The sequence below is a fragment of the Cypionkella sp. TWP1-2-1b2 genome, assembly GCF_049896245.1.
GTDB lineage: Bacteria > Pseudomonadota > Alphaproteobacteria > Rhodobacterales > Rhodobacteraceae > Cypionkella.
In genome coordinates this window covers 19,447-39,573 of record NZ_JAFCTX010000015.1, presented here as the reverse complement: position 1 = coordinate 39,573, position 20,127 = coordinate 19,447, and the positions used below count along the sequence as shown (strand labels likewise).

Below are 20,127 nucleotides of genomic sequence, written 5' to 3'. Positions count from 1 at the left end.
CTCAAGCTGGGTGACTTGGTTTTTGCGCGGGCCGCTTTAGGCCTGCCCAAGTTTAGGAATTTCACATGACATCCCCCCCTGTTGCGGCACCGCATGTCGCCCCGCAAGCCGATCATGCCGATAAGGCGCGCACCCTGTTGCAGCGCGTCGCCGATCTGCGGGCCTGGCTGTTTCTGGCCTTTCTGATTTTGGGCTTTGAGCTGTGGTCGCGTCTGGATTTTGGCGGCACCTTCCTGTTCAACCCGTTCAACATCCAGTCAATTGCGGTGTTCGCGGTGGCACCGTTGTTGCTGGCGACCGGGCAGACCTTTGTGATCATCTCGGGCGGGATTGATCTGTCGATGGGCTTTATCATGGGGCTGGCGGCGGTGGTGGCTGCGCATGTGATCAACTGGCTGACGCCGGGTTTGGGGTTCTGGCCCGCGGTGTTGCTGGGGTCTTTGGTGGCGGTGGCAATCTCGGCCATTCCCGGCTTTATCAACGGTTTGCTGGTGGCTTTGCTGAAAGTGCCGCCGTTTATCGGCACGCTTGGCATGTTCGGCGTGGCGCGCGGCGTGGCGTTTTTGCTCGCAGGTGGCACCACGGTTCCGGTGAAGAACGAGGTGTTTTCCGCCTTGGGCAACGGCAAGATTTACGGCGTGCCCTATATCATTCTGGTGACGGCGGTGTTCGTGCTGCTGATGCATTACCTGCTGGGACAGACGCGGTTTGGCCAGCATAATTATGCGATTGGGGCCAATGCGCAGGCAGCTAGACGGGCGGGTATCAACATCAAATGGCATTTGCTACGGCTTTATATCCTGTCGGGGGTGTGCGCGGGGCTGGCGGGGGTGCTTTACGCGGCGCGGTTTAGCGCGGGGGCTGCGCAGGCGGGCGAACCGTTGCTGCTGGATTCGGTGGCGGCTGTGGTGATCGGCGGCGCAAGTTTGTTTGGCGGATCGGGCACGATTTTGGGCACGGTTGCCGGGGCGTTCGTGATCGCGGTTATTCAATATGGGCTGGTCTTCATCAATGTGGCCCCATTCTGGCAGTTTATTTCGGTTGGCGTGGTGATCATCATTTCGGTGCTGATTGACCAAGCGCAACGGCGGTTCTCGGGAGGGCGGCAAAGTGAGTGAGATGACCCCAATCGGGCAAACCAAAATTGGCGAGCCGCTGCTGGAAGTGCGCAACCTGTCGAAGAATTTCGGCCCAGTGCAGGCGTTGAATGATCTGACGATGATGGTGCGGGCGGGCGAAGTTGTGGCTTTAGCTGGCGACAATGGCGCGGGGAAAACCACGCTGATCAAGGCGATTTCGGGGGTGTATCAGCCCTCATCGGGCGAGATTTTGCTAAAGGGCAAGCCTGTCAGTTTTGCCTCGCCGCAAGAGGCGCGCGATATCGGGATTGAGACGATTTATCAGGATTTGGCTCTGGCTGATAACCTGACAATCGGCGCGAATATCTTTCTGGGCCGCGAGCCGATGCGCCGCGCGTTTGGCGTCTTGCCAGTGCTGGATCGCGCCAAGATGGCTGAGGCGGCGAAATCGACGATGGCTTTGCTGGACTTCCATGTATCGCGTCTGGACGCTCCGGTTTCCAATTTCTCCGGTGGGCAGCGGCAGGCGGTGGCGATTGGCCGCGCGGTGTATTGGAACGCGCAAATCCTGATCATGGACGAGCCGACGGCGGCTTTGGGCGTGCCGGAACAGCGCAAGGTGATCCAACTGATACACCAGTTGAAGGCACAAGGGCGCGGGGTGATTTTCATCTCGCATAATATGCAGGACATCTTCGCGGTGGCGGATCGGATCGTGGTGCTGCGGCGCGGCGTGCAGGCCGGAGAGCGCAAGATTTCCGAGACCACGCATGATGAGGTCGTCAAGCTGATGGTTGGTGGCTAAGTTATGGGCCCCGTGCGACGGCCCGTGGTGATCGGGTCCATCGGCGAGTTGTTGGTGGAGTTTGTCTGCGCTGAAAAAGATGGTCGCAACTTGGTGTCCGCGCCTTATGTCGGGCCGTTTCCCTCGGGTGCGCCGGGGATTTTCATTGATCAGGCGGCGCGGGTGGCGGCGAGCTTTGGTGGGCGGGCGCTGTTTGCCGGGGCTGTCGGGGATGATGCGTTTGGGTCGGTGATCTTGGATCGGCTGGTGGCAGATGGCGTTGATCGAGGGTTGATCCGGGTGGTGCCGGGGGTGCCTACGGGGTCTGCCTTTGTCAGCTATAATTCCGATGGTAGCCGGGATTTCGTGTTCAACATCGCCCATTCGGCGGCGGCGCGGCTGCCCGCGCTGGAGGAAATTGCGACGGGGTTTCTGGCAGCGGGGATTTGGGTGCTGCATATTTCGGGTTCCATGCTTGGCGATGCGGCGATGCGGGCGGTGGGGCTGGCATTGTGCGAAAAATTGGCAAATCAAGGGGTTGCGATCTCGATTGATCCGAACATCCGGGGCGAGTTGATCTCTGATGCTGGGTATATCGAAGCCTTGCGGTTGATCATTGCGATGGCTGCTTATGTCCTGCCATCGGATGCGGATGCCGAGGTGCTGTATCCGGGGCAGGATTTTGACACTTGGTCGGGGCGTTTGCTTTCGGGGGCGGCGGAGGTCGTGGTGTTGAAGCGCGGCGATCAGGGCTGTATCGGCCGCGATGCCAGCGGCACGGTGGCTTTGTCCGCGCATTCTGTGACGGTTGTGGACCCCACCGGGGCGGGCGATTGTTTTTGTGCGACTCTGGTGACGTTGTTGGCGGCGGGACAACCTTTGGCCAAGGCGCTGGCGCGGGCGAATGCGGCGGGGGCTTTGGCGGTGCAAAAGCTGGGGCCGATGGAGGGAAATTCTTCCTTGGCCGAAATTGACGGCATGAATTGACGGTGTGAAGGGATAAGCGATGCCCGTGAAACAGGAACGATTGCTGCGGGTGGGTGTGCTGGGCTGCGGCCCGATTGCGCAGGCCGCGCATTTTGAAAGCTGCACCAAGGCGCGCAATGCCGAGCTTTATGCGATTTGCGATGTTGCGGATGATTTGCGGGACAGGATGGCGGCGACCCATGCGCCGCGGCAGAGCTATAGTGACTATGCCCGAATGCTGGCCGACCCGGCGTTAGAGGCGGTGGTGATTGCCACCTCGGATGCGTTCCATGTGCCAGCGGCGTTGATGGCGTTGCAGGCGGGCAAGCATGTGCTCTGCGAAAAACCTTTGGCTGTGAGTATTGAGGCAGCCGAGAGTTTACGGAGCGCCGTGGCGGCGTCTGGGCTTACGCTGCAAGTCGGCCATATGAAGCGCTATGACGCCGGATTGCAGGCGGCGAAGGGCTTTATTGATGGTGAAATGGGGCAGTTGGTGGCCCTGAAGGCGTGGTATTGCGACAACACGCATCGCTATGCAATGACCGATGCGGTGCAGCCGCTGATTGTCACCTCGAAGAACGCGAGAAAGCCCGCCGAGAACCCGAAGGCCGATCTGGACCGTTACTACATGCTGGCGCATGGCAGCCATCTGGTTGATACGGCGCGCTATTTTGCGGGCGAGATCGTCGCGGTGGATGCGCGGTTGCTCAACCGGGCGGGGATGCGTTGCTGGTTTGTCGATGTCGAATTTGCCAGCGGCGTGCTGGGGCATCTTGACCTGACGGTGGCGGTGCGGATGGATTGGCACGAGGGGTTCCAGATCTACGGCGCGCAGGGCTCGGTGATCGGCAAAACCTATAATCCGTGGTATTATAAGTCGTCAGAGGTGGATATTTTCAAGGAATCCGATGGTGCAACGCACCGGATGCTGGGCGCGGATGGGCATTTCTACCGCCGCCAGATGGAGGGCTTTGCCGACACCATTCTGAACGGGGTGCCGCAATCGGGAGCCGATATTGAGGACGGCATTGCCTCGGTCCGCGCCATGGTGGCGATTGCGCAATCGGCGCGTGAGGGGCGTCCGGTGAAGCTGGCGGATGTGGCGGGGGCGCTTTGATGCGGTTGGGTATTTTCGCCAAAACCTTTGCGGGCAGTGATCCGGGAACGGTGCTGGCTGCGTCGAAGGCTGCGGGGTTTGCTTGCGTGCAATATAATATGGCCTGCTCGGGGTTGTCGGCGATGCCGGATGCTTTGAGCGCGCAGGATGTGGCGGCGGTTTCGGCGGCGCGGAAGGCCTCGGGCGTGGCGATTGCAGCGGTGTCGGGGACGTATAACATGATCCATCCTGATCCTGCGGTGCGGGCTAAGGGTTTGGCGCGGCTGGAGGTTTTGTTGCGCAATGCGGCGGCGATGGGGACGGCGATGGTGACGCTGTGTACGGGTACGCGGGATGCCGAGGATCAATGGCGGCATCATCATGACAATGGTTCGTCAGAGGCTTGGAGCGATCTGATGGTGGAAATGGACAAGGCTTGCGCTTTGGCCGAACCTTTGGGGATCAAGCTGGGGATCGAGCCGGAACTGGCGAATGTGGTCAATACGGCGGCGCGGGCACGGTTGCTGCTGGATACGCTGCAAAGCCCGGCTTTGGCGGTTGTGCTGGACCCGGCGAACCTGTTTGAGGTGGCGACGCCGGCGGATCAACGCGATTTGCTCAGCCGTTCGGTGGATTTGCTGGCGGATCGGACCCTGATGGCGCATGCGAAGGACCGCGATGCTTCGGGCGGCTTTGCCACGGCGGGCAAGGGCGTGGTGGATTTTCCGCATTTCCTAGGGCGATTGCGCGCGGCGGGGTTTGACGGCGATTTGGTGACGCATGGCTTGGCGGCCGAGGAAGCGGCGGGCGTGGCGGGCTACCTTGGCCGCGTGTTGGCGGATCTGTGATGCAGATATCAGCCCTGTTGCGCGATGGCTTGGACCTGGCGGAGTATCGCGATGGCGAGACTGGCCCCGCGCTGGTGTTTCAGCATGGGCTGTGCGGGGGCTCCGGTCAGATTTCTGAGGTGATGCAAGGGCTTGGATCACAGCGCTGGCAGGGGCTGGAGTGTCGCGGGCATGGGATGTCACCCTTAGGCGATACGGTTTCCATCGCCTGTTTCGCGGACGATGTGGCGGCGATGATTGAAGCGATTGGCGCGCCTGTGGTCTTGGGCGGCATCTCAATGGGCGCGGCGATTGCCACAAGGCTGGCGGTGACGCGGCCCGATCTGGTGCGCGCACTGATACTAGTGCGGCCCGCTTGGCTGGTCGATGACGCGCCGCAGAATATGGCGCCGAACGCCGAGGTGGGGATGTTGCTGGAGATGTTGCCGCTGGATCAGGCGCGGGCGTTCTTCGCGGAAGGTGAGACGGCGCGGCGGCTGGAGGTTGAAGCACCAGATAACCTCGCCTCATTGAAAGGCTTTTTCAATCGCAGGCCGCAGCTGGAAACCGCTCGGCTGCTGACGACGATTTCCGCCGATGGGCCGGGGATTACGGCGGAGGATTTACGCGGTTTGCGTATTCCGGCGCTGGTATGCGGCTGTGCGCAGGATGCCGTTCATCCGATGCAACATGCGCAGGCTTTGGCCGCGTTGATCCCGCAGGCGCGGTTGGTGGAACTGCCTGCGAAGGCGCGGGATAAGGTGGCGCATCTGGCGGCACTTGCTGATGCGATGACAAAATTTCTGAAGGAGATTGACGATGCCCCGCCCGCAACTTGACTGGATTTCGGCACTGCCGCGCAACCGCTTGCTGGCGGAATATTCGATGTGGTCGGCCAATTTGATCCGCCTCGCCGATGATCTGGAGAGGATCACGCCACATGCCGATATTCTGCATATCGACGTGGCTGATGGGCATTTTGCCCCGGCTTTGCTGTTCTTTCCCGATCTGGTGGCGGGGCTGCGCGCACGCACTGCGACCCCGATCCATGTGCATCTGATGGTGGATGATGCGGTGCTGCTTTCGCAGATTGACCAGTTCGCCGAGGCCGGGGCCGATCTGATTTCGCTGCATGTTGAGAACGCCAATGCGGGCGATGGTTTGCGGCGGATCGGCGCGCATGGGCTGAAAGCGGGGATGGTTTTGCGGGTGGAAACGCCGGTGGTTCGGGCGGCGGAGTGGGTCAGCCGCTTGGATATGCTGACGCTGTTGGGCACCGCGATTGGGGTGAAGGGGCAGGGGCTTGACCCGACAGCAGGGGCGCGGTTGGGTGAGGCGGGCGCTTTGATTGCAGCTTCGGGTCGGCGGGTGATTTTGGCGGCGGATGGCGGGATCAGGGATACCACGGTGCCGCTGTTGCGGGACGCGGGGGCCGAGACGGTGGTGATGGGCTCGCTGGCGTTTGGCGCGCCGGATTTGGCCGAGCGGATGCGCTGGCTGCATGGGTTGTGACGCATGGCGTTGGCCGTATTTTCCCCAAGCCGCCCCGGCTCAGGGCCGGGGCGGCTTGGATATGCGTTAGCTGAGGTGGAAATCACTCGGCTGTAGCGGTTTCGGGGCAGGCTGGCCCAGATGTGGCGCGAGGCTGATCTCGGCGGCACGGCAGATCGCGTCCAGCGGCAGCGCGTTCAGGGTGGTGCCAAACGGGTGGCTGAGTTCCTCGGTGACTTCCGCCAGCCCCAGGAAAACATAGGCCACAATGCCGACGAACAGGGGGGTCAACCAGCCGGAGGTGCTGACCAAAGCCATCGGCAGCAGCAGGCAAAACAGGTAGGTGGTGCGGTAGATCAGCAGCGAATAAACGAAGGGCAAGGGGGTTGCGGCGATGCGCTCGCAGCCGGCTTGTTGTAGGGCGATGCTGCCCAAGCGGGCGGTCAGGGTGCGTGCGCCGAAGCCGTCGATTTGGCCTGCCGCATAGGTTGCCGCCAGATCGGTGTTGATCCCGTTCAAGGCCGAACAGGGCGGATGCGGATCGGCCAGAAGTTCAGGTGATCGGGCTTGGGTTTCTGCATCATGGGTCAACCGACGCAGTTGCGCGCGGTGCAGGTGCAGAAAAGCCAGCGATTGCCGCAGGATGCGGTGGCGCAGGGATTGCTCGGGCAGGAAGACTTCCAACTCACGCGCGAGGCTGCGCAGGTCGGCCAAGAGCCCACCCCACAGCTTGCGGGCCTCCCACCAGCGATCATAGGCGGCGTTGTTGCGAAAGCTGAGGAACAGCGACAAAGCGATGCCGAAGACGGTGAAGGGGATGCCCTCGATATGCGGCAGGATACCGAATTTGTGGTCGAGCACCACCATCACGGCGGCGAGGGCGATCACACCCAGCAGTGGCAGCGCGATATGCGGCAGCACGGAGCCGCGCATCGCAAAGGCCAATTCCCAAGCGCGGGGTTTGTCGCGGATGATCATTTGCAGCCTTCCTTATCGAGTGCCGATATCTGTTTGGGCCGCCGCGACGGATTTCACAATCGCAAACACGGTTTGGCCGGGGGCAAGGCCGAGCGCCTCGGCAGAGCGGCGGGTGATGCGGGCGAGCAGATGCTCGGGGCCAAGGCCAAGTTGGATCAGCGCGCCGTCGTCGGAGAGGCGGATTTCGGTGATGGTGGCGTGCAGGATGTTCAGGGCGGAGAGGCCCTCGGGGCGTTGGCGGGACAGGATCACATCTTGCGCTGCGATGCGGATGCGCAGGGTGGCTCCGGGGGCGGCGACGATCTTGGGCAGCCAGATCGGGCCGCCGTGGGTGTGCAACTGTGTCAGACCGTCGTGGTCTTGCGCGGTTACGGTGGCGGTGAGAACGGCACCAGCGTCGCGGATACCAAGGCTGGGGGCAAGATTGGGGTCAGCCAGCAGATCGGCGGCGGGGCCAGCGCGCAGGGTGCGGCCTTGGTCGAGCACGACAAGGGTGGTGGCGAGGCGGGCGACTTCAGCAAGGGCATGGCTGACGTAGAGGATCGGGATCTGGGTCTGGTCACGCAGGGTTTCGATATAGGGCAGCAGTTCGGCTTTGCGGGCCTCATCCAAGGCGGCGAAGGGTTCGTCCATCAGTAGCAGGGCGGGGTTGGAGAGCAAAGCGCGCCCGATCGCCACGCGGGATTTCTCGCCGCCAGAGAGGGCTGTGGGGCGGCGGTTGAGCAGGGCGTTCAGGCCCAAGAGGGTGATGATGTCGTCAAAATTGGGGCCTTTCGACGGGGGTGCGAACCAGCGACCGTAGGCAAGGTTCTGGCGGACGCTCAGGTGCGGGAACAGGCGGGCGTCTTGGAAAACATAGCCGAGGCGGCGGCGGTGGGGGGGCAGGTTGATGGCATGGGCAGTGTCTAGGAGAGTGGTGCCATCGGCGGTGATGCGGCCTTGATCGGGGTGCAGCAGACCCGCCACCGCGTTGATGACGCTGGTTTTTCCCGAGCCGGATTTGCCGAACAAAGCGGTGAGGCCGGGCGGGGCGGTGAAATTCACCTCCAGCGTGAAGCCGAGGAAGCGGTGGCTGAGGGCGACGGAGAGGCTCATGATCCGGCGATCCGGCGCGCGATGGCGCGGCTGAGAAACTCGGATAGGATCAGGGCGAGCATGGCGACGGCGATGGACACCAGCACCAAGCGGAAGGCTTGCGGGTCGCCACCGGGGACTTGCAGGAAGGTATAGATCGCCGAGGGCAGGGTTTGGGTTTGTCCGGGGATGTTGGAGACGAAGGTAATTGTCGCGCCGAACTCGCCCATGGCTTTGGCGAAGGCCAGCACCGCGCCTGCGATGATGCCGGGCAGGATCAGCGGCAAAGTGACGGTGAGGAAGACCCATAAGGGCGATGCTCCCAAGGTGCCAGCGGCTTGTTCCAGCTTTGGGTCCACCGCCTCAAACGCCAGACGGATGGCGCGGACCATCAGCGGGAAGGCCATGACGGCGGCGGCGAGCACAGCGCCTGTCCATTTGAACGCCAGCACCAGCCCGAACCAGTGGTCAAGATATTGGCCGATAAAACCCTTACGCCCGAAAGCCAGCAATAAAAGGTAGCCGGTGACAACCGGGGGCAGGATCAACGGCAGATGCACGAGGCCGTTGAGGATGTGTTTGCCCCAAAACGCGCGCCGCGCCAGCAGGTGGGCGGTGTAGATGCCGAAGGGCAGGCTGAGCAAAGTTGCCCATACCGAAACGCGCAGTGACAAAGCCACTGCGCGCGAATCATCGGGGGTGAACCAGTCGGCGGGGGTAAACCAGTCGGGCATCGGGCCTTATTTCAGAACGGTGAAGCCTTGGGCGGTGAATATGGCAGCACTTGCCTCGCTGGACAAAGCCTCCAGAAAGCTTTGCGCTGCGGGCTTGGTGCTAGAGGTGAGAACAGCCGCAGGGTAGACGATTGGTTTGTGGCTGTCGCTAGGGAAGGTGCCCACAACCGTCACCTTATCGCCCGCTTCGTCATCGGCGATGGCATCCGAGGCATAGACGATGCCGTAGGGGGCTTCGCCTGCGGCGACCAGTGCGAGGGCGGCGCGAACGTTGTCGGATTGTGCGACATTGGCTTCGATGCTTGCCCAGAGGCCAAGGCTTTCCAAAGCTTCCTTGCCGTATTGGCCTGCGGGGACGGAATCGACAGTCGCCATTGACAGCTTACCGTCACCCAGAAGTGCTTTCAGATCAAGGTCTTTGCTGATTTCAACCAGGGCGGCTTTGCCAGCGGCGACCAGCACGAGGCTGTTGCCAAGGATGTCTTTGCGGCTGTCTTTGTTGATCAGATTTTCATCAGACAGGGTATCCATCCACTTTTTCGATGCCGAGATGAACAGATCAGCGGGCGCGCCTTGCTCGATCTGCTTCGCCAACTTGGCGGTGCTTTCATAGGAAATCACCACTGTATTGCCGGTTTGCTTTTGCCAATCGGCGGCGATGCTATCGAGAGCATTTTTCAGGGAGGCCGCGGCGAAGACGGTAATTTCCTCGGCGGAGGCGTTTGCGGGCAGCACAAGGCTGGCGGGCAGGGCAAGGCTGGCGAGAATGGCCGCGATAAGGGCGCTGCGGCGGGTGAAAAGGGTCATGAAGCCTCCGTTGATATGTTTTGACGAACATATCGGTGCGGCGTGTGGGTGCAAGCGTTATTTCTGCTCGGAAATATCGCGAAGCAGGCTGTGCAGGTCTTGCAGGTGCGGCGCAGTCGCCCGTGCTGTGGCGGCTTCGGCGGCGCGGTAATGGCTGATCACCGCCAGCCCGGACGCTGTGACCTGCGCGCCGCCGCCCTTTGCCCCACCGCGTGCGCTTGTCACCAGCGGAGCCGTAAAGGCCGCGTTCATTTCCTCGACCAGCATCCAAGCGCGCTTGTAGCTCATCTCCATCGCGCGGCCTGCGGCAGAGATTGAGCCGGTGTCGCGGATATGCTCCAGCAGCGTGATCTTGCCGGGGCCAATTTTGGTGCCGCCGAAGGTGAAGCGCAGCAGGGTGTGGGGCTGGGGTTTCATGGCGCGAGCGTCCTGCCAAACCGCGCGCAATGCAAGGGGTTATGGCGTCAGGGTCTGGCGGTTGGTGTGGCCAAGCTGAGCGGTGAGTTGGGCGATTTCCGTGGCGCGCCGCTTCGGCGACCAAGCTTTGGCGGTGGCGATGATATCGGCGATGTGGGCGAGGTCAGCGGCGTTCAGCGCGCCAGTGACGGCGAGGGTAGTGCGGCGCAGCACGAGGTCTGACATGTGCTCGACGGACTCAGTGCGGGCGATCCAGTCGATTTCGGCATGGCTGTAGGCGGTGGCATGGGGCAGGCGGGCGCTGTCGCTGTGGGGGGATTTATGGGCGACAAGGCGGGTCAGGCTGGTGCCGTAGCGGGTGAATAGCTCTGCCGCGCGGGTAAGGGTAAGGCCCCCGGTGGCGGCGGCGCTGGCGATCAGGCGGGATTTGGTCGCGTTGTCAGCGGGATAGGCTTTGCCGCCACCGATGCCAAGGTCGCGGGTGGAAATGCGGCGGGGGTGGTTTAGCCGGTTCAGGCAGGTGTCGGCGACTTCCTCGGCAAAGCCACGAAAGGTGGTCCATTTGCCGCCGACCAGTGAGATGATCGGGTAGGGGCGCTGGGCTGTGGCCTCCAGCACGGGCGCGGAATGATCGCGGCTGATCAGGCCGGGGGTGGCGGCATCAGAGGCAGGCAGCGGCCTGATGCCGGAATAGGCGTAGATGATATGCTCATGATCAAACGGCAGACCGGGCAGCAGGGCGCGCAGAGAGGTGAGGAAATAGGCGATCTCGTCATCCTCACAGCGCACATTTTCGGGGTCGGCGGCTTTGATATCGGTCGATCCGACAAGGGCTTTGCCGAGGTAGTCGTAGACCAGCAGAATGCGGCCATCGTCGGCCTCAAAGTAAATCATCTGGCCGTTCAGCATTTTCAAAAGCTGCGGATGATCCAGCAGGATATGCGAGCCTTTGGTGCCGCCGATCAGCTTGGTCTGTTCGCCCAAAGCGGCGTTGACGCGGTCAATCCACGGGCCTGCGGCGTTGATCACCAGCTTCGGGCGGATGGTGAAGGCGGTGCCATCTTCGCGGGTGAAGGTGAGCTCGGAGCCGTCGTGGGCGCTGATCTGGGTATAGTTCAGCGCGAGGGCCTGTGGGTTGGCTGCCATGCCATCGGCGAGCAATTCCCAGACCAACCGCTCGGGTCCAGCGATTTTCGCGTCGTAGTAGAGGCCAGATGCGACGATACGCGGGGTCATCTGGGGAAATTCGGCGAGGGTTTTGGCGCGGGATTTCATCTTGTGGCGCGGCATCACATTGGCGCGGCTGCCGTAATAATCGTAGATTGTGAGGCCGACTTTCAACAGCAAGGCACCCCGGCTGCGGGCGGCGGTGGTGGAGCCGAACAGGGTGCGCAAAGCCGCCCAGACGCCCTTGGTCCAAGAGAAAATCGGGATCAGCGTGGGCAGCGGGGTGACAGCGTGGGGGGCGTTTCTGAGCAGCAGGTTGCGCTCTAGGGTGGATTGTGCGACCAGACCAAACTCCCCGGTTTCCAGATATTTCAACCCGCCGTGGATCAGCCGCGAGGGGGCTGCAGAGGTGCCGCCGCCATAGTCGCCCTTCTCGACGATCAGCACGCGCAGGCCTTGTTCGGCAAGATCGCGAAACAGCCCCGCGCCATTGATGCCCGCGCCAAGGATCAGCACATCGGTGCCGTTTTCGCTGAGGTCTTGCAGGCGGGTGGCGTGGGTCATGGGGTATCCGTTTCGATCAGATGCAGCGGCACACCGGCGGCTTTCAGGGCGCAGGCTTCAGCGGCAGGCAGGGCAGTTCCGGTGAGAACGGCGTCAAAGGCGGTGAGGGGGGCAAGCGCGTGCAGGGCGGAGCGGCCAAATTTCTCGTGGTTCAAGAGCAGGATACGGCTGTTGGCGGCGGCCATCATCGCTTGTTTGGCGCGGGTGACTTGCGCGTCCTGGATGTACGCCGTGCCGTTCTGCGCGGCAGAGGCCGAGCAGATCAGCACATTGGCGCGCAAGGCGGGCAGGGCTGTTTCGCAGAGATGGCCAATGAAGGCGTTGTAGGTGGCATGATACTGGCCGCCGAGGCAGATCAGGGTGATGCCGTCGGCCCCGGTCAGGGTCTGGATCGAGGCGAGACTGTTGGTGATCACCGTCAGCGGGGCGATTTCGGGCAGTAGGGCGGCGATGGCGTGGCTGGTGCTGGAATCGTCGATCATCACCACTTGGCCGGGCGCGATATAGCGCAAGGCGGCACGGGCGAGGCTGGATTTCTCAGCGGATGCCACGGTTTGTCGGTAGCGGAACAGGCTTTCATAGACGCCCGAGGGCAGCGCGCTGACCGATCCGTGTAGCTTGCGCAGCAGGCCCGCTGCGGCGAGTTGATCGATATGGCGGTGGATGGTCATGCGCGACACACCAAAACGCTGCACCAGATCGTCGATCCGGGCCTCGCCTTGTTGTAGCACATAAGCTGCGATTTCTTCGCGGCGGGTTTCGGGGGTCATGGCACGAGGGCTTCGATTTCGGGCCAGAGCAGGGCGAAGGTGTCGGTGATTTTGGTATAAAGTTGAAAGCGTTTTTCATAGGCGGCGGCGCGGGTGGGGTTGGGGGTGTAGGTTTGCCCCAGTTTCGACATATCGCGTGGGTCATGCAGCGGCGAGGCATAGAGACCCACAGCAGCCCCCGCGCACAAAGCCGCCCCCCAAGCTGCGGCCTCCTCGGTTTGGCTGGTGGTGACGGGCATGCCCAGAATATCGGCGAACATCTGCGCGAAAGCGGGGTTGCGCGCTATGCCCCCGGTCAACCGAGCCTCGCGCACCGGGAAGCCTGCGCGCAGGGCATCAACGTGGGTGCGGTGGTTGAAGATGATGCCCTCCAGCACCGCGCGCAGCATATCGCCGCGCACGTGCCAGCCGCGCAACCCGATAAAGCTGGCACTGGCTTGTGGGCCAAAGGGCGAGCCGTAGAGATAGGGATGGAATATCAAGGTGGTAGATTTCTGGAGTGCCGCGTCAATCTCGCGCGCAAGTGTCGCGTGAATCGACTCGCCCGACGCATCGGCCTCTATCAACTCCGCTTCACACAAGGTCTCGATGAACCAGTCGTAGTTCGCGGCAGACGCGGGCGACAGAGCCATGTTGTTCCATTTGCATGGCTCAATCGCGTTGCGACACAGCCAACGCGGATCGGTGTTCGGGGCGCTGGAGACCACTTCGTTGATCGAATAAGTGCCCGCGATAATGGCCACCACGCCCTCAGCATGACCGCCAATGCCCAAGGCAGAGGCCGTCACATCATGCAGGCCAGCGGCGACGGGGGTGCCTGCCACAAGGCCGGTCAATAGCGCGGCTTCGGCGGTGATATGGCCGATGATTTCGGCGGATTCCGCGATATCGGGTAGGGCATGGGCGACGTTTTCCAGATCGAAAAGTTGCAGCGCATCAAGGGTATAGTCTTGAGTTTGCACATCAGTGAAGGCGGTGGACGCCTCTGTCCGGTCGGTGCCAATACTGCCAGTCAGGCAGAAGCGCAACCAGTCTTTGCAGGCGAAGAATGTGCCGATCTGCGCGAAACGCTCGGGTTCATTATCCCGCACCCAGGCGAGCAGAGCTGCGGGCGAGCACGCGGGTGGGATTTGGCCTGTCAGCTTTAGCGCGGCATCCGCGCGGTCGCGCCAGCTGTTGCAGATTGCCCCGGCGCGGCCATCCAGCGACAGGATGCCGTTGCCGAGCGGGCGGTTTTCGCGGTCGAGCAGATAGAGGCCGTCGCCATGGGCGGTGGCCGCGACGGCGACGATATCGCTGGCAGGGCGGCCCGAAAGCTGGATGGCCTCGGCAATCGCCTCGGCCGTCGCGCGCCACAGGCCTTCCATATCGCGCTCGACGTGATGCGGCTGGGGCAAAAGCTGCGGGATGCGGCGGCGGGCGACGGCGAGTTGCTGCCCCGAGGCGTCAAAGATCACCGCTTTGGTGACGGTCAACCCGTTGTCGATGCCCAAAAGGCTGGTCATATGGTTCTCCACCGCGTGAGCTGATCCGATGAAGTGAACATGACATGTTGGGATTGTAACGGCAACACGCGTTACAACGCTTCGACCTCGGCGTCAGCCTCAACCCGTTGCGCAGGCTCCGCCGCGACAACAACGTTAATGCCCTTGGCGCGCATCCGAGTGACATGGGCGGCGTCTGTCGCCTGATCGACGATCACCACATCGAATTCGGTAAGGTCAGCAAACGCGTGCAAAGCGCGGCGGCCAAACTTGGTGTGATCGGCCAGAAGGATGCGCTTGGACGCCGATTCAAACATCGCGCGCTTGGTCTCCACCATCTCGGGCGACTGGTGAAACACGATGTCGTCGGTGATCGCAGGCATCGACAAAAACAGCGTATCTGCCCGCAAACGTTTGATTTCGTTGGTGGTCATCCGCCCCATGAACGCGTTGCACCAGTTGTGCAACTGCCCGCCCAGCCCCAGCAGGGTCAGATCTCGGATGCCATTCAACTCATTCATCAGGATCAGCGAATTGGTGATCGCGGTCAGCGGCACCTTGGCGGGCAGGTGGGCGACCATCTGCAAAACCGTGGTGGAATCGTCGAAAAACACCGCCTGACCGGGTTCGACAAACTGCATCGCCGCCGCCGCAAGTGCCTTTTTCTCGACCGATTGGCGGGAAAAGCGATAAACGTCTGAGGCCTCAATCAGGCTGGTCGGCGCAGCTGATACAATCCCACGGGCTTTGCGCAACAGCCCGCGTGCGACCAATTCATCCAGATCGCGGTGGGCGGTCATCAACGAAATCCCGAACCGTTCGGTCAAATCCTCGATCCGCATCGAGCCTTCGGCCATCACCGCCTCGGTGATCAGTTGCCTGCGCGCGATTTGGCGGGCATGGCGGCTGTCCGAGGGCAGTTGGTCCGCCATCAGACCAGAGGGCGGTTTCATATCGGTCATTCTCGCCTCCCTGTTCGTCTCGCGGCGCCCGCGCCGATGGTGAAAAGCAAGGGGGCGCCGTTGCCAGCGCCCCCCAAGGTCAGATTACTGCGACAGGGTGAACGGGCCGGTGTATTTGTCCACATTGTCTTTGGTGATCAGCAGGCAATCGAACAGCTGCTTTTCGGTCGCAGCGCCAGTTGCGCCGGTCTTGATAAAGCTGTCGGCTTGCTTGACCGCTTCAGCCGAGAACACGGCGACGGGCTGCAACACGGTGTATTGCATCTCGCCTGCGGTGATCGCAGCCACTGCGTCCGGCGAGCCATCAAAGCCGCCGACTTTCACCGCATCGAGCTTGCCTGCTTCTTTCAAAGCCGCAATCGCGCCCAAAGCCATCTCGTCATTGCCGGCAATCACGCCGATGATGTCGGGGTTGGCTTGCAGGATCGACTGCATCTTGTCGTGGCCCTTGGTGCGGTCCCAATCGGCGACTTCCTTGGCGGCTTTCACCAGATCGGGGTACTGGGTCAGCACAGTCTCGTAACCGTTCGAACGGGTGGCGGCGTTGTTGTCGGCCGGGTTGCCGAACAGTTCGGCGTATTTGCCGGTCTCGCCGACAGAGGCCACCCATTGCTGCGCGCCCATCGCGGCACCCTGCGCGTTGTTCGACACCAACTGCGCTTTGGCGAGGCCTTCCTTGTTGATCTCGGCGTTCACCAAGAACACCGGGATGCCTGCGTCCACAGCCTTTTGCACAGCCCCGATGGAACCATCGGCGTTCGCCGGATCAAGGATGATCGCGACGGATTTGTTGGTGATCGCGGTGTCGATCATCGTCGATTCCGCGTTGGTGTCGCCCTTGTGCGCAGACACGCTGGCGGTGTAGCCAAGGCTTTCAGCGGTGGCAGCCGCGACATCGCCCTCGGTTTTCCAATAAGGGTTTGCCGGGTCGTTAACGATGATGGTGATCAGGCCATCCGCCAGTGCAGTGCCTGCGAGCAGGGCGTTGATTGCGACAGCGGCGAGCAGCGCGCGCTTGGTCATGGTGAACATAGTCTCTCTCCCTTGGTTGATTTAGTTAGCATTGCCAATCGCTTGGCTCGGTCTTTCCGCAATGGATAGCAGCCATTGCGGCGAAGTGGGTTACGCCTTGGCGCGAGCCTTCGGCTTGTATTGGATCGAGTTCAGCAGCACCGCCAGAACGATCACCGCCCCGGTGAACACGGTCTGCCAGTAGGACGACACGCCGATGATCACCAGACCATCGGACAGAAAGCCGATCACGAAAGCGCCCAGCATGGTGCCGCGAATGGTGCCTCGACCGCCCGTCAGGGCCGCGCCGCCAATGACGACAGCAGCGATGGCGGTCAACTCATAGGTGGTGCCAGCGGTGGGGCCAGCCGAGGTTAGTTGCGATGACAGCACAAGGCCCGCGATGGCGGCACAGATGCCAGACAAAACATAAACCGTGATCTGCACCCGCTTGACCGGAACGCCCGACAATTCTGCCGCCCGCTCATTGCCGCCCGAGGCATAAAGCCAGCGGCCAAAGGCGGTGCGCGACAGCATCAGGCCCGCAAAGATGGCGAGGGTTGCCAGCACCACGACACCAATCGGCACGCTCCATTCGCGGCTAAATCCAAGGCGGTTGAAGCCGAGCCAGTTGAAGCCTTGATTGCCCAGCTCTGGCTTACCGCCAAGATTGTTGAACGTTAAACCATTTGTCATCAGCAACGCGACGCCACGCGCCACATAGAGCACGCCCAACGATGCGACAAAGGCAGGCACCTTGAACCAGGCGATCAAAACCCCGTTCACCAGCCCGACAAACGCCCCCAGAGCGCAGGTCAGCAGCGCCACCGCCCAGACCGGCGGATAGAGGATCACGCCAAAGCTGTCGATCTGCACGCCCTGCATCAAAAAGCCCGCCACGCAGCCCGCAAGGCCCAACGTGGACCCCACCGAAAGGTCAATCCCGCCGTTCAGGATCACCAGCAACATGCCGATGGCAAGGATGCCATAGATCGCCACATGGCTTGCCATGATCAGGAAATTCGCCAACGAAAAGTAATGTGGGCTTAGCAGCGAGAACACCACGATGATCGCGATCAGCGCGAAAAACGCACGACCTTCCAGCAGCAGGGCAATCGGGTCAAACCCTTGTTTTACAGCGGTTTTTTGGGTTCCAGAATTTGCGGTAGATGACATCGGGTGCTCCTAGTGAACCACGGCTTCGCCCGAGGCGGCCATGATCTTTTCTTTGCTAACGGTATGGTCAAACTCAGCCGAAATCCGGCCCCGGTGCATCACGATAATCCGGTGCGCAATCGACAGACATTCACCAACTTCCGAGGTGGAATAGACCACCGCCAGCCCCTGTTTCGCGCCTTCCGACAGCAAGCGGAACACCTCGGCCTTGGCGCCAATGTCGATGCCGCGCGACGGTTCATCCAGCACGATCACCTTCGGATTGGTGGCCAGCATCTTGCCGATCACCACCTTTTGCTGATTGCCGCCCGACAGCGCGCCAATCGGCGCTGTCCCCGAGGCATCGGTCTTCACCGTCACCTTGCGGATGGCATCGCTGACCACCGCAGCCTCGGCTTTCCGCGAGGTGAACAGCCTCTTGGTAAACGCCCCAATGCTGGCGAGCGACAGATTCTGACCAACGGTCATGGTCTGCACCAGACCGTCGCGCTGGCGATCTTCTGGCACCAAAACCAGCCCGCGCGCGATACGCTGCGCGATGGTCAGGCCCGATACATCACGCCCCTGCAACATCACCCGGCCACCCGAAGCGGCCAAGCGGCCCGCCACACATTCCAGCAATTCGGTGCGGCCCGCGCCCATAAGCCCATAAATACAAACAATTTCCCCGGCACGTACCGACAACGAAAGCCGGTCCACCACCGAGAACCCCACCCCCGCCGCATCCGGTACCGACAGGTTTTCAATGCTAAGCGCGGTGTCACCCATCGCATAGCCGTCGGGCGGCGATCCGAGGTCGAAATTCTCACCGACCATGTTGCGCACGATCCATTCCAGATCAATCTCGGCGCGCTCGGCATAGGCGGTCATCGCGCCATCGCGCAGCACGACAGCGTGGTTGGTGATCTGCAAGGCTTCCTCAAGATGGTGCGAAATATAGACGATCGACACCCCGCGCGCGGTCAGATCGCGGATCACCTTGAACAAAACCTCCACTTCGGTCGCTGACAGCGCAGAGGTGGGCTCATCCATGATCAGGATACGCGAGTTCACCGACAAAGCCCGTGCAATTTCAACGATTTGCTGCTGACCCAGACGCAATTCTTCCACCGGAGTCAGCGGATCAATGTCTTCCTCCAACTCGGCCATCAAAGCCCGAGTCTGGCGTTCTTCCTCGGCGAAATCGACGCCAGTGCGGGTCATAATCTCGCGGCCCATGAAGATATTGTCGCGCACGTTCATATTGGTGGCAAGGCTAAGCTCTTGGTGGATAATAGAAATCCCGCGGTTCCGCGCATCTGTTGAGTTGGTGAATGTCACCGGAGCGCCATCAAGCACGATCTGCCCAGAAGTCGGCTTCACCACGCCAGACAGGATCTTCATCAGCGTCGATTTGCCCGCGCCATTCTCGCCGAACAGGGTGGTGACCTGCCCGCGATGGATGTCGAAATTCACCCCTTTCAAGGCGTGAATATTGCCGTAAGCCTTGGCAACATTGCGTGCCGACAGGATGGGTTCTTGTGGCAGATCGAGGCTCATTTCACCTCCAAAGACACCGGGGTGATCATCCAGCTTTTCGGGTTCACCAGTTTGAACGCACCTATCACAACCACGGTTTTGCCGGTCAAAGCACTGTTATCAATGCCGTCCAACACCAGTTTTTTCATCTCTTTGTTCAGCGCCGACCCTGCATCCTGATACTCGATCTGATTGGTGAACTGGCGGAAGCTGATCTCACCTGTGGCATCGCGGAGTTCGGTGCCGTTGATCGCAGGACCGGTCTGCACGCGCAAGCGCAATGGGGCCGGAATCCCTGTAACATCAACGAAGTAGATGCCGGATTTTCCCTCGCCCACCACGCCTTCCAGCTTCACCGAATAGACGCCACCGATAGAATATTTCGCCTCGGCCGCCTTCGGATTGGCTGCAATCGCCGTGGCCAATTCCACCGCATCCACCGCCCGCGCCGTGACATTGGCCTGCACTTTCGGGAAGGTTTCAGCCCCAAACACCTCGGGCGAAAACACCGCCGCGCGCACATCGGCCTCCGAGCCGATCCGCACCACCGTGGTATCCAGCGCCATCGCAGCCAGCACCGCCACGACCACGGCGGCGGCGATCCGTTGCGTGCGATTGGCGCGTGGCTGATCGGCGTGCGGGGCGATGGCGGGGTGTTGGCTCATCGTACTCCGACCTTATAGTTAACGGTGGATGTGCAGAGAGGGGCCGTGAGAAACACTACTCGCACCAAGCACGAACAGCGCGCCAGGCCGCGATACGGCTGCAAATTCAGCATGACTCCCCCCAATCTACTGATCTGCGCGGCGATTTCCTCCCGCCGTGCCGATCTGGCCTCTCGCACATCTATAACCGTGATAGAATTATGGTATCAACTCTTGCAACAATGTTATAAGTTTTTGCATCTGTCAATCGAGTCTTTTGCGGGCGATCTGCCTGTATTCTCAGCAATCTGTCAATTGTTTTCGCCCGCGCGGTCCGAGTCGCGGGTGATTTCTGCACCTGAGAAAGGTGCTGCATTGCGGCGAAAATGCGTGAAAAATACCAGCCGCAATTAAACGCAAGACAATATGAACTATAGATAATATACAATTCTCATTGTTTCAGACCCTTCAGAGCGAGAGGTGCCTCGACGGCCCCTACCTCAAGTGGGTCGTGATCGCGCCGATCGGCCTTGAACTTTGGTTGACATAGCATAGTTTATCTGAAAGAAATTGCGGTG

The 20,127-nt window shown here is 61.4% G+C and carries 20 protein-coding genes; 7 read left to right on the top strand and 13 right to left on the bottom strand.

The annotated features are described in order from the left end of the window. Positions 1 to 65: 65 nt before the first annotated feature. Genes ACP7AP_RS11760 through ACP7AP_RS11730 form a run of 7 tightly spaced genes read left to right on the top strand, consistent with a single transcriptional unit; the run spans position 66 to position 6,264 of the window. Positions 66 to 1,118, top strand: a complete 1,053-nt coding sequence (locus ACP7AP_RS11760; RefSeq protein WP_426034398.1) for an ABC transporter permease subunit — start codon at positions 66 to 68, stop codon at positions 1,116 to 1,118. 1 nt (position 1,119) lies between these two features. Then, positions 1,120 to 1,884 (top strand): ATP-binding cassette domain-containing protein, encoded by a 765-nt coding sequence (locus ACP7AP_RS11755; RefSeq protein WP_426034462.1) that lies wholly within the window; start codon positions 1,120 to 1,122, stop codon positions 1,882 to 1,884. Positions 1,885 to 1,887: 3 nt separating this feature from the next. Beyond that, positions 1,888 to 2,850 (top strand): sugar kinase, encoded by a 963-nt coding sequence (locus tag ACP7AP_RS11750; protein ID WP_426034397.1) that lies wholly within the window; start codon positions 1,888 to 1,890, stop codon positions 2,848 to 2,850. A 19-nt stretch (positions 2,851 to 2,869) separates the two neighbouring features. Further along, positions 2,870 to 3,946 carry a Gfo/Idh/MocA family protein gene (locus tag ACP7AP_RS11745; RefSeq protein ID WP_426034396.1) on the top strand — a complete coding sequence of 359 codons (1,077 nt, stop codon included), beginning with the start codon at positions 2,870 to 2,872 and terminating at the stop codon, positions 3,944 to 3,946. Further along, positions 3,946 to 4,773 (top strand): sugar phosphate isomerase/epimerase family protein, encoded by an 828-nt coding sequence (locus ACP7AP_RS11740; RefSeq protein WP_426034395.1) that lies wholly within the window; start codon positions 3,946 to 3,948, stop codon positions 4,771 to 4,773. The genes ACP7AP_RS11745 and ACP7AP_RS11740 overlap by 1 nt, the downstream gene beginning before the upstream one ends. Further along, positions 4,773 to 5,591 carry an alpha/beta fold hydrolase gene (locus tag ACP7AP_RS11735; RefSeq protein ID WP_426034394.1) on the top strand — a complete coding sequence of 273 codons (819 nt, stop codon included), beginning with the start codon at positions 4,773 to 4,775 and terminating at the stop codon, positions 5,589 to 5,591. Before ACP7AP_RS11740 ends, ACP7AP_RS11735 begins: the two co-directional genes overlap by 1 nt. After that, the gene (locus tag ACP7AP_RS11730) at positions 5,572 to 6,264 is read left to right on the top strand and encodes a ribulose-phosphate 3-epimerase (protein WP_426034393.1); all 693 of its coding nucleotides are present in this window, start codon (positions 5,572 to 5,574) and stop codon (positions 6,262 to 6,264) included. The genes ACP7AP_RS11735 and ACP7AP_RS11730 overlap by 20 nt, the downstream gene beginning before the upstream one ends. 66 nt (positions 6,265 to 6,330) lie before the next feature. Here the strand turns inward: ACP7AP_RS11730 and ACP7AP_RS11725 are convergent, their stop codons facing one another. From ACP7AP_RS11725 to ACP7AP_RS11665, 13 genes are all read right to left on the bottom strand, one after another. Then, a complete protein-coding gene (locus ACP7AP_RS11725) occupies positions 6,331 to 7,221 on the bottom strand; it encodes a bestrophin family protein (RefSeq protein ID WP_426034392.1) in 891 nt (296 codons plus the stop codon). 12 nt (positions 7,222 to 7,233) lie between these two features. Beyond that, positions 7,234 to 8,316, bottom strand: coding sequence for a molybdenum ABC transporter ATP-binding protein (modC, locus tag ACP7AP_RS11720; RefSeq protein ID WP_426034391.1), 1,083 nt, complete (start codon positions 8,314 to 8,316; stop codon positions 7,234 to 7,236). Then, entirely contained in the window at positions 8,313 to 9,029 is a 717-nt protein-coding gene (modB, locus tag ACP7AP_RS11715; RefSeq protein WP_426034390.1) for a molybdate ABC transporter permease subunit, read from the bottom strand. The genes modC and modB overlap by 4 nt, the downstream gene beginning before the upstream one ends. Positions 9,030 to 9,035: 6 nt before the next feature. Then, on the bottom strand, positions 9,036 to 9,836 hold the full coding sequence (gene modA / locus ACP7AP_RS11710; protein WP_426034389.1) for a molybdate ABC transporter substrate-binding protein: 801 nt from the start codon (positions 9,834 to 9,836) through the stop codon (positions 9,036 to 9,038). Between the two features lie 57 nt (positions 9,837 to 9,893). Then, complete coding sequence (locus tag ACP7AP_RS11705; RefSeq protein ID WP_426034388.1) at positions 9,894 to 10,253, bottom strand: winged helix-turn-helix domain-containing protein; 360 nt, start codon at positions 10,251 to 10,253, stop codon at positions 9,894 to 9,896. A gap of 39 nt (positions 10,254 to 10,292) precedes the next feature. After that, on the bottom strand, positions 10,293 to 11,984 hold the full coding sequence (locus ACP7AP_RS11700; RefSeq protein ID WP_426034387.1) for an FAD-dependent oxidoreductase: 1,692 nt from the start codon (positions 11,982 to 11,984) through the stop codon (positions 10,293 to 10,295). After that, complete coding sequence (locus ACP7AP_RS11695) at positions 11,981 to 12,754, bottom strand: DeoR/GlpR family DNA-binding transcription regulator (protein ID WP_426034386.1); 774 nt, start codon at positions 12,752 to 12,754, stop codon at positions 11,981 to 11,983. The genes ACP7AP_RS11700 and ACP7AP_RS11695 overlap by 4 nt, the downstream gene beginning before the upstream one ends. Continuing rightward, on the bottom strand, positions 12,751 to 14,259 hold the full coding sequence (locus tag ACP7AP_RS11690; protein WP_426034385.1) for an FGGY-family carbohydrate kinase: 1,509 nt from the start codon (positions 14,257 to 14,259) through the stop codon (positions 12,751 to 12,753). The genes ACP7AP_RS11695 and ACP7AP_RS11690 overlap by 4 nt, the downstream gene beginning before the upstream one ends. Before the next feature lie 71 nt (positions 14,260 to 14,330). Next, on the bottom strand, positions 14,331 to 15,200 hold the full coding sequence (locus ACP7AP_RS11685) for a DeoR/GlpR family DNA-binding transcription regulator (RefSeq protein ID WP_426034384.1): 870 nt from the start codon (positions 15,198 to 15,200) through the stop codon (positions 14,331 to 14,333). An 84-nt stretch (positions 15,201 to 15,284) separates the two neighbouring features. Then, complete coding sequence (locus ACP7AP_RS11680) at positions 15,285 to 16,232, bottom strand: D-ribose ABC transporter substrate-binding protein (RefSeq protein WP_426034383.1); 948 nt, start codon at positions 16,230 to 16,232, stop codon at positions 15,285 to 15,287. A gap of 90 nt (positions 16,233 to 16,322) precedes the next feature. After that, entirely contained in the window at positions 16,323 to 17,387 is a 1,065-nt protein-coding gene (locus ACP7AP_RS11675; protein ID WP_426034382.1) for an ABC transporter permease, read from the bottom strand. A gap of 9 nt (positions 17,388 to 17,396) precedes the next feature. Beyond that, a complete protein-coding gene (locus tag ACP7AP_RS11670) occupies positions 17,397 to 18,926 on the bottom strand; it encodes a sugar ABC transporter ATP-binding protein (protein WP_426034381.1) in 1,530 nt (509 codons plus the stop codon). Continuing rightward, on the bottom strand, positions 18,923 to 19,570 hold the full coding sequence (locus ACP7AP_RS11665; protein ID WP_426034380.1) for a DUF2291 family protein: 648 nt from the start codon (positions 19,568 to 19,570) through the stop codon (positions 18,923 to 18,925). The genes ACP7AP_RS11670 and ACP7AP_RS11665 overlap by 4 nt, the downstream gene beginning before the upstream one ends. Positions 19,571 to 20,127 lie beyond the last annotated feature (557 nt).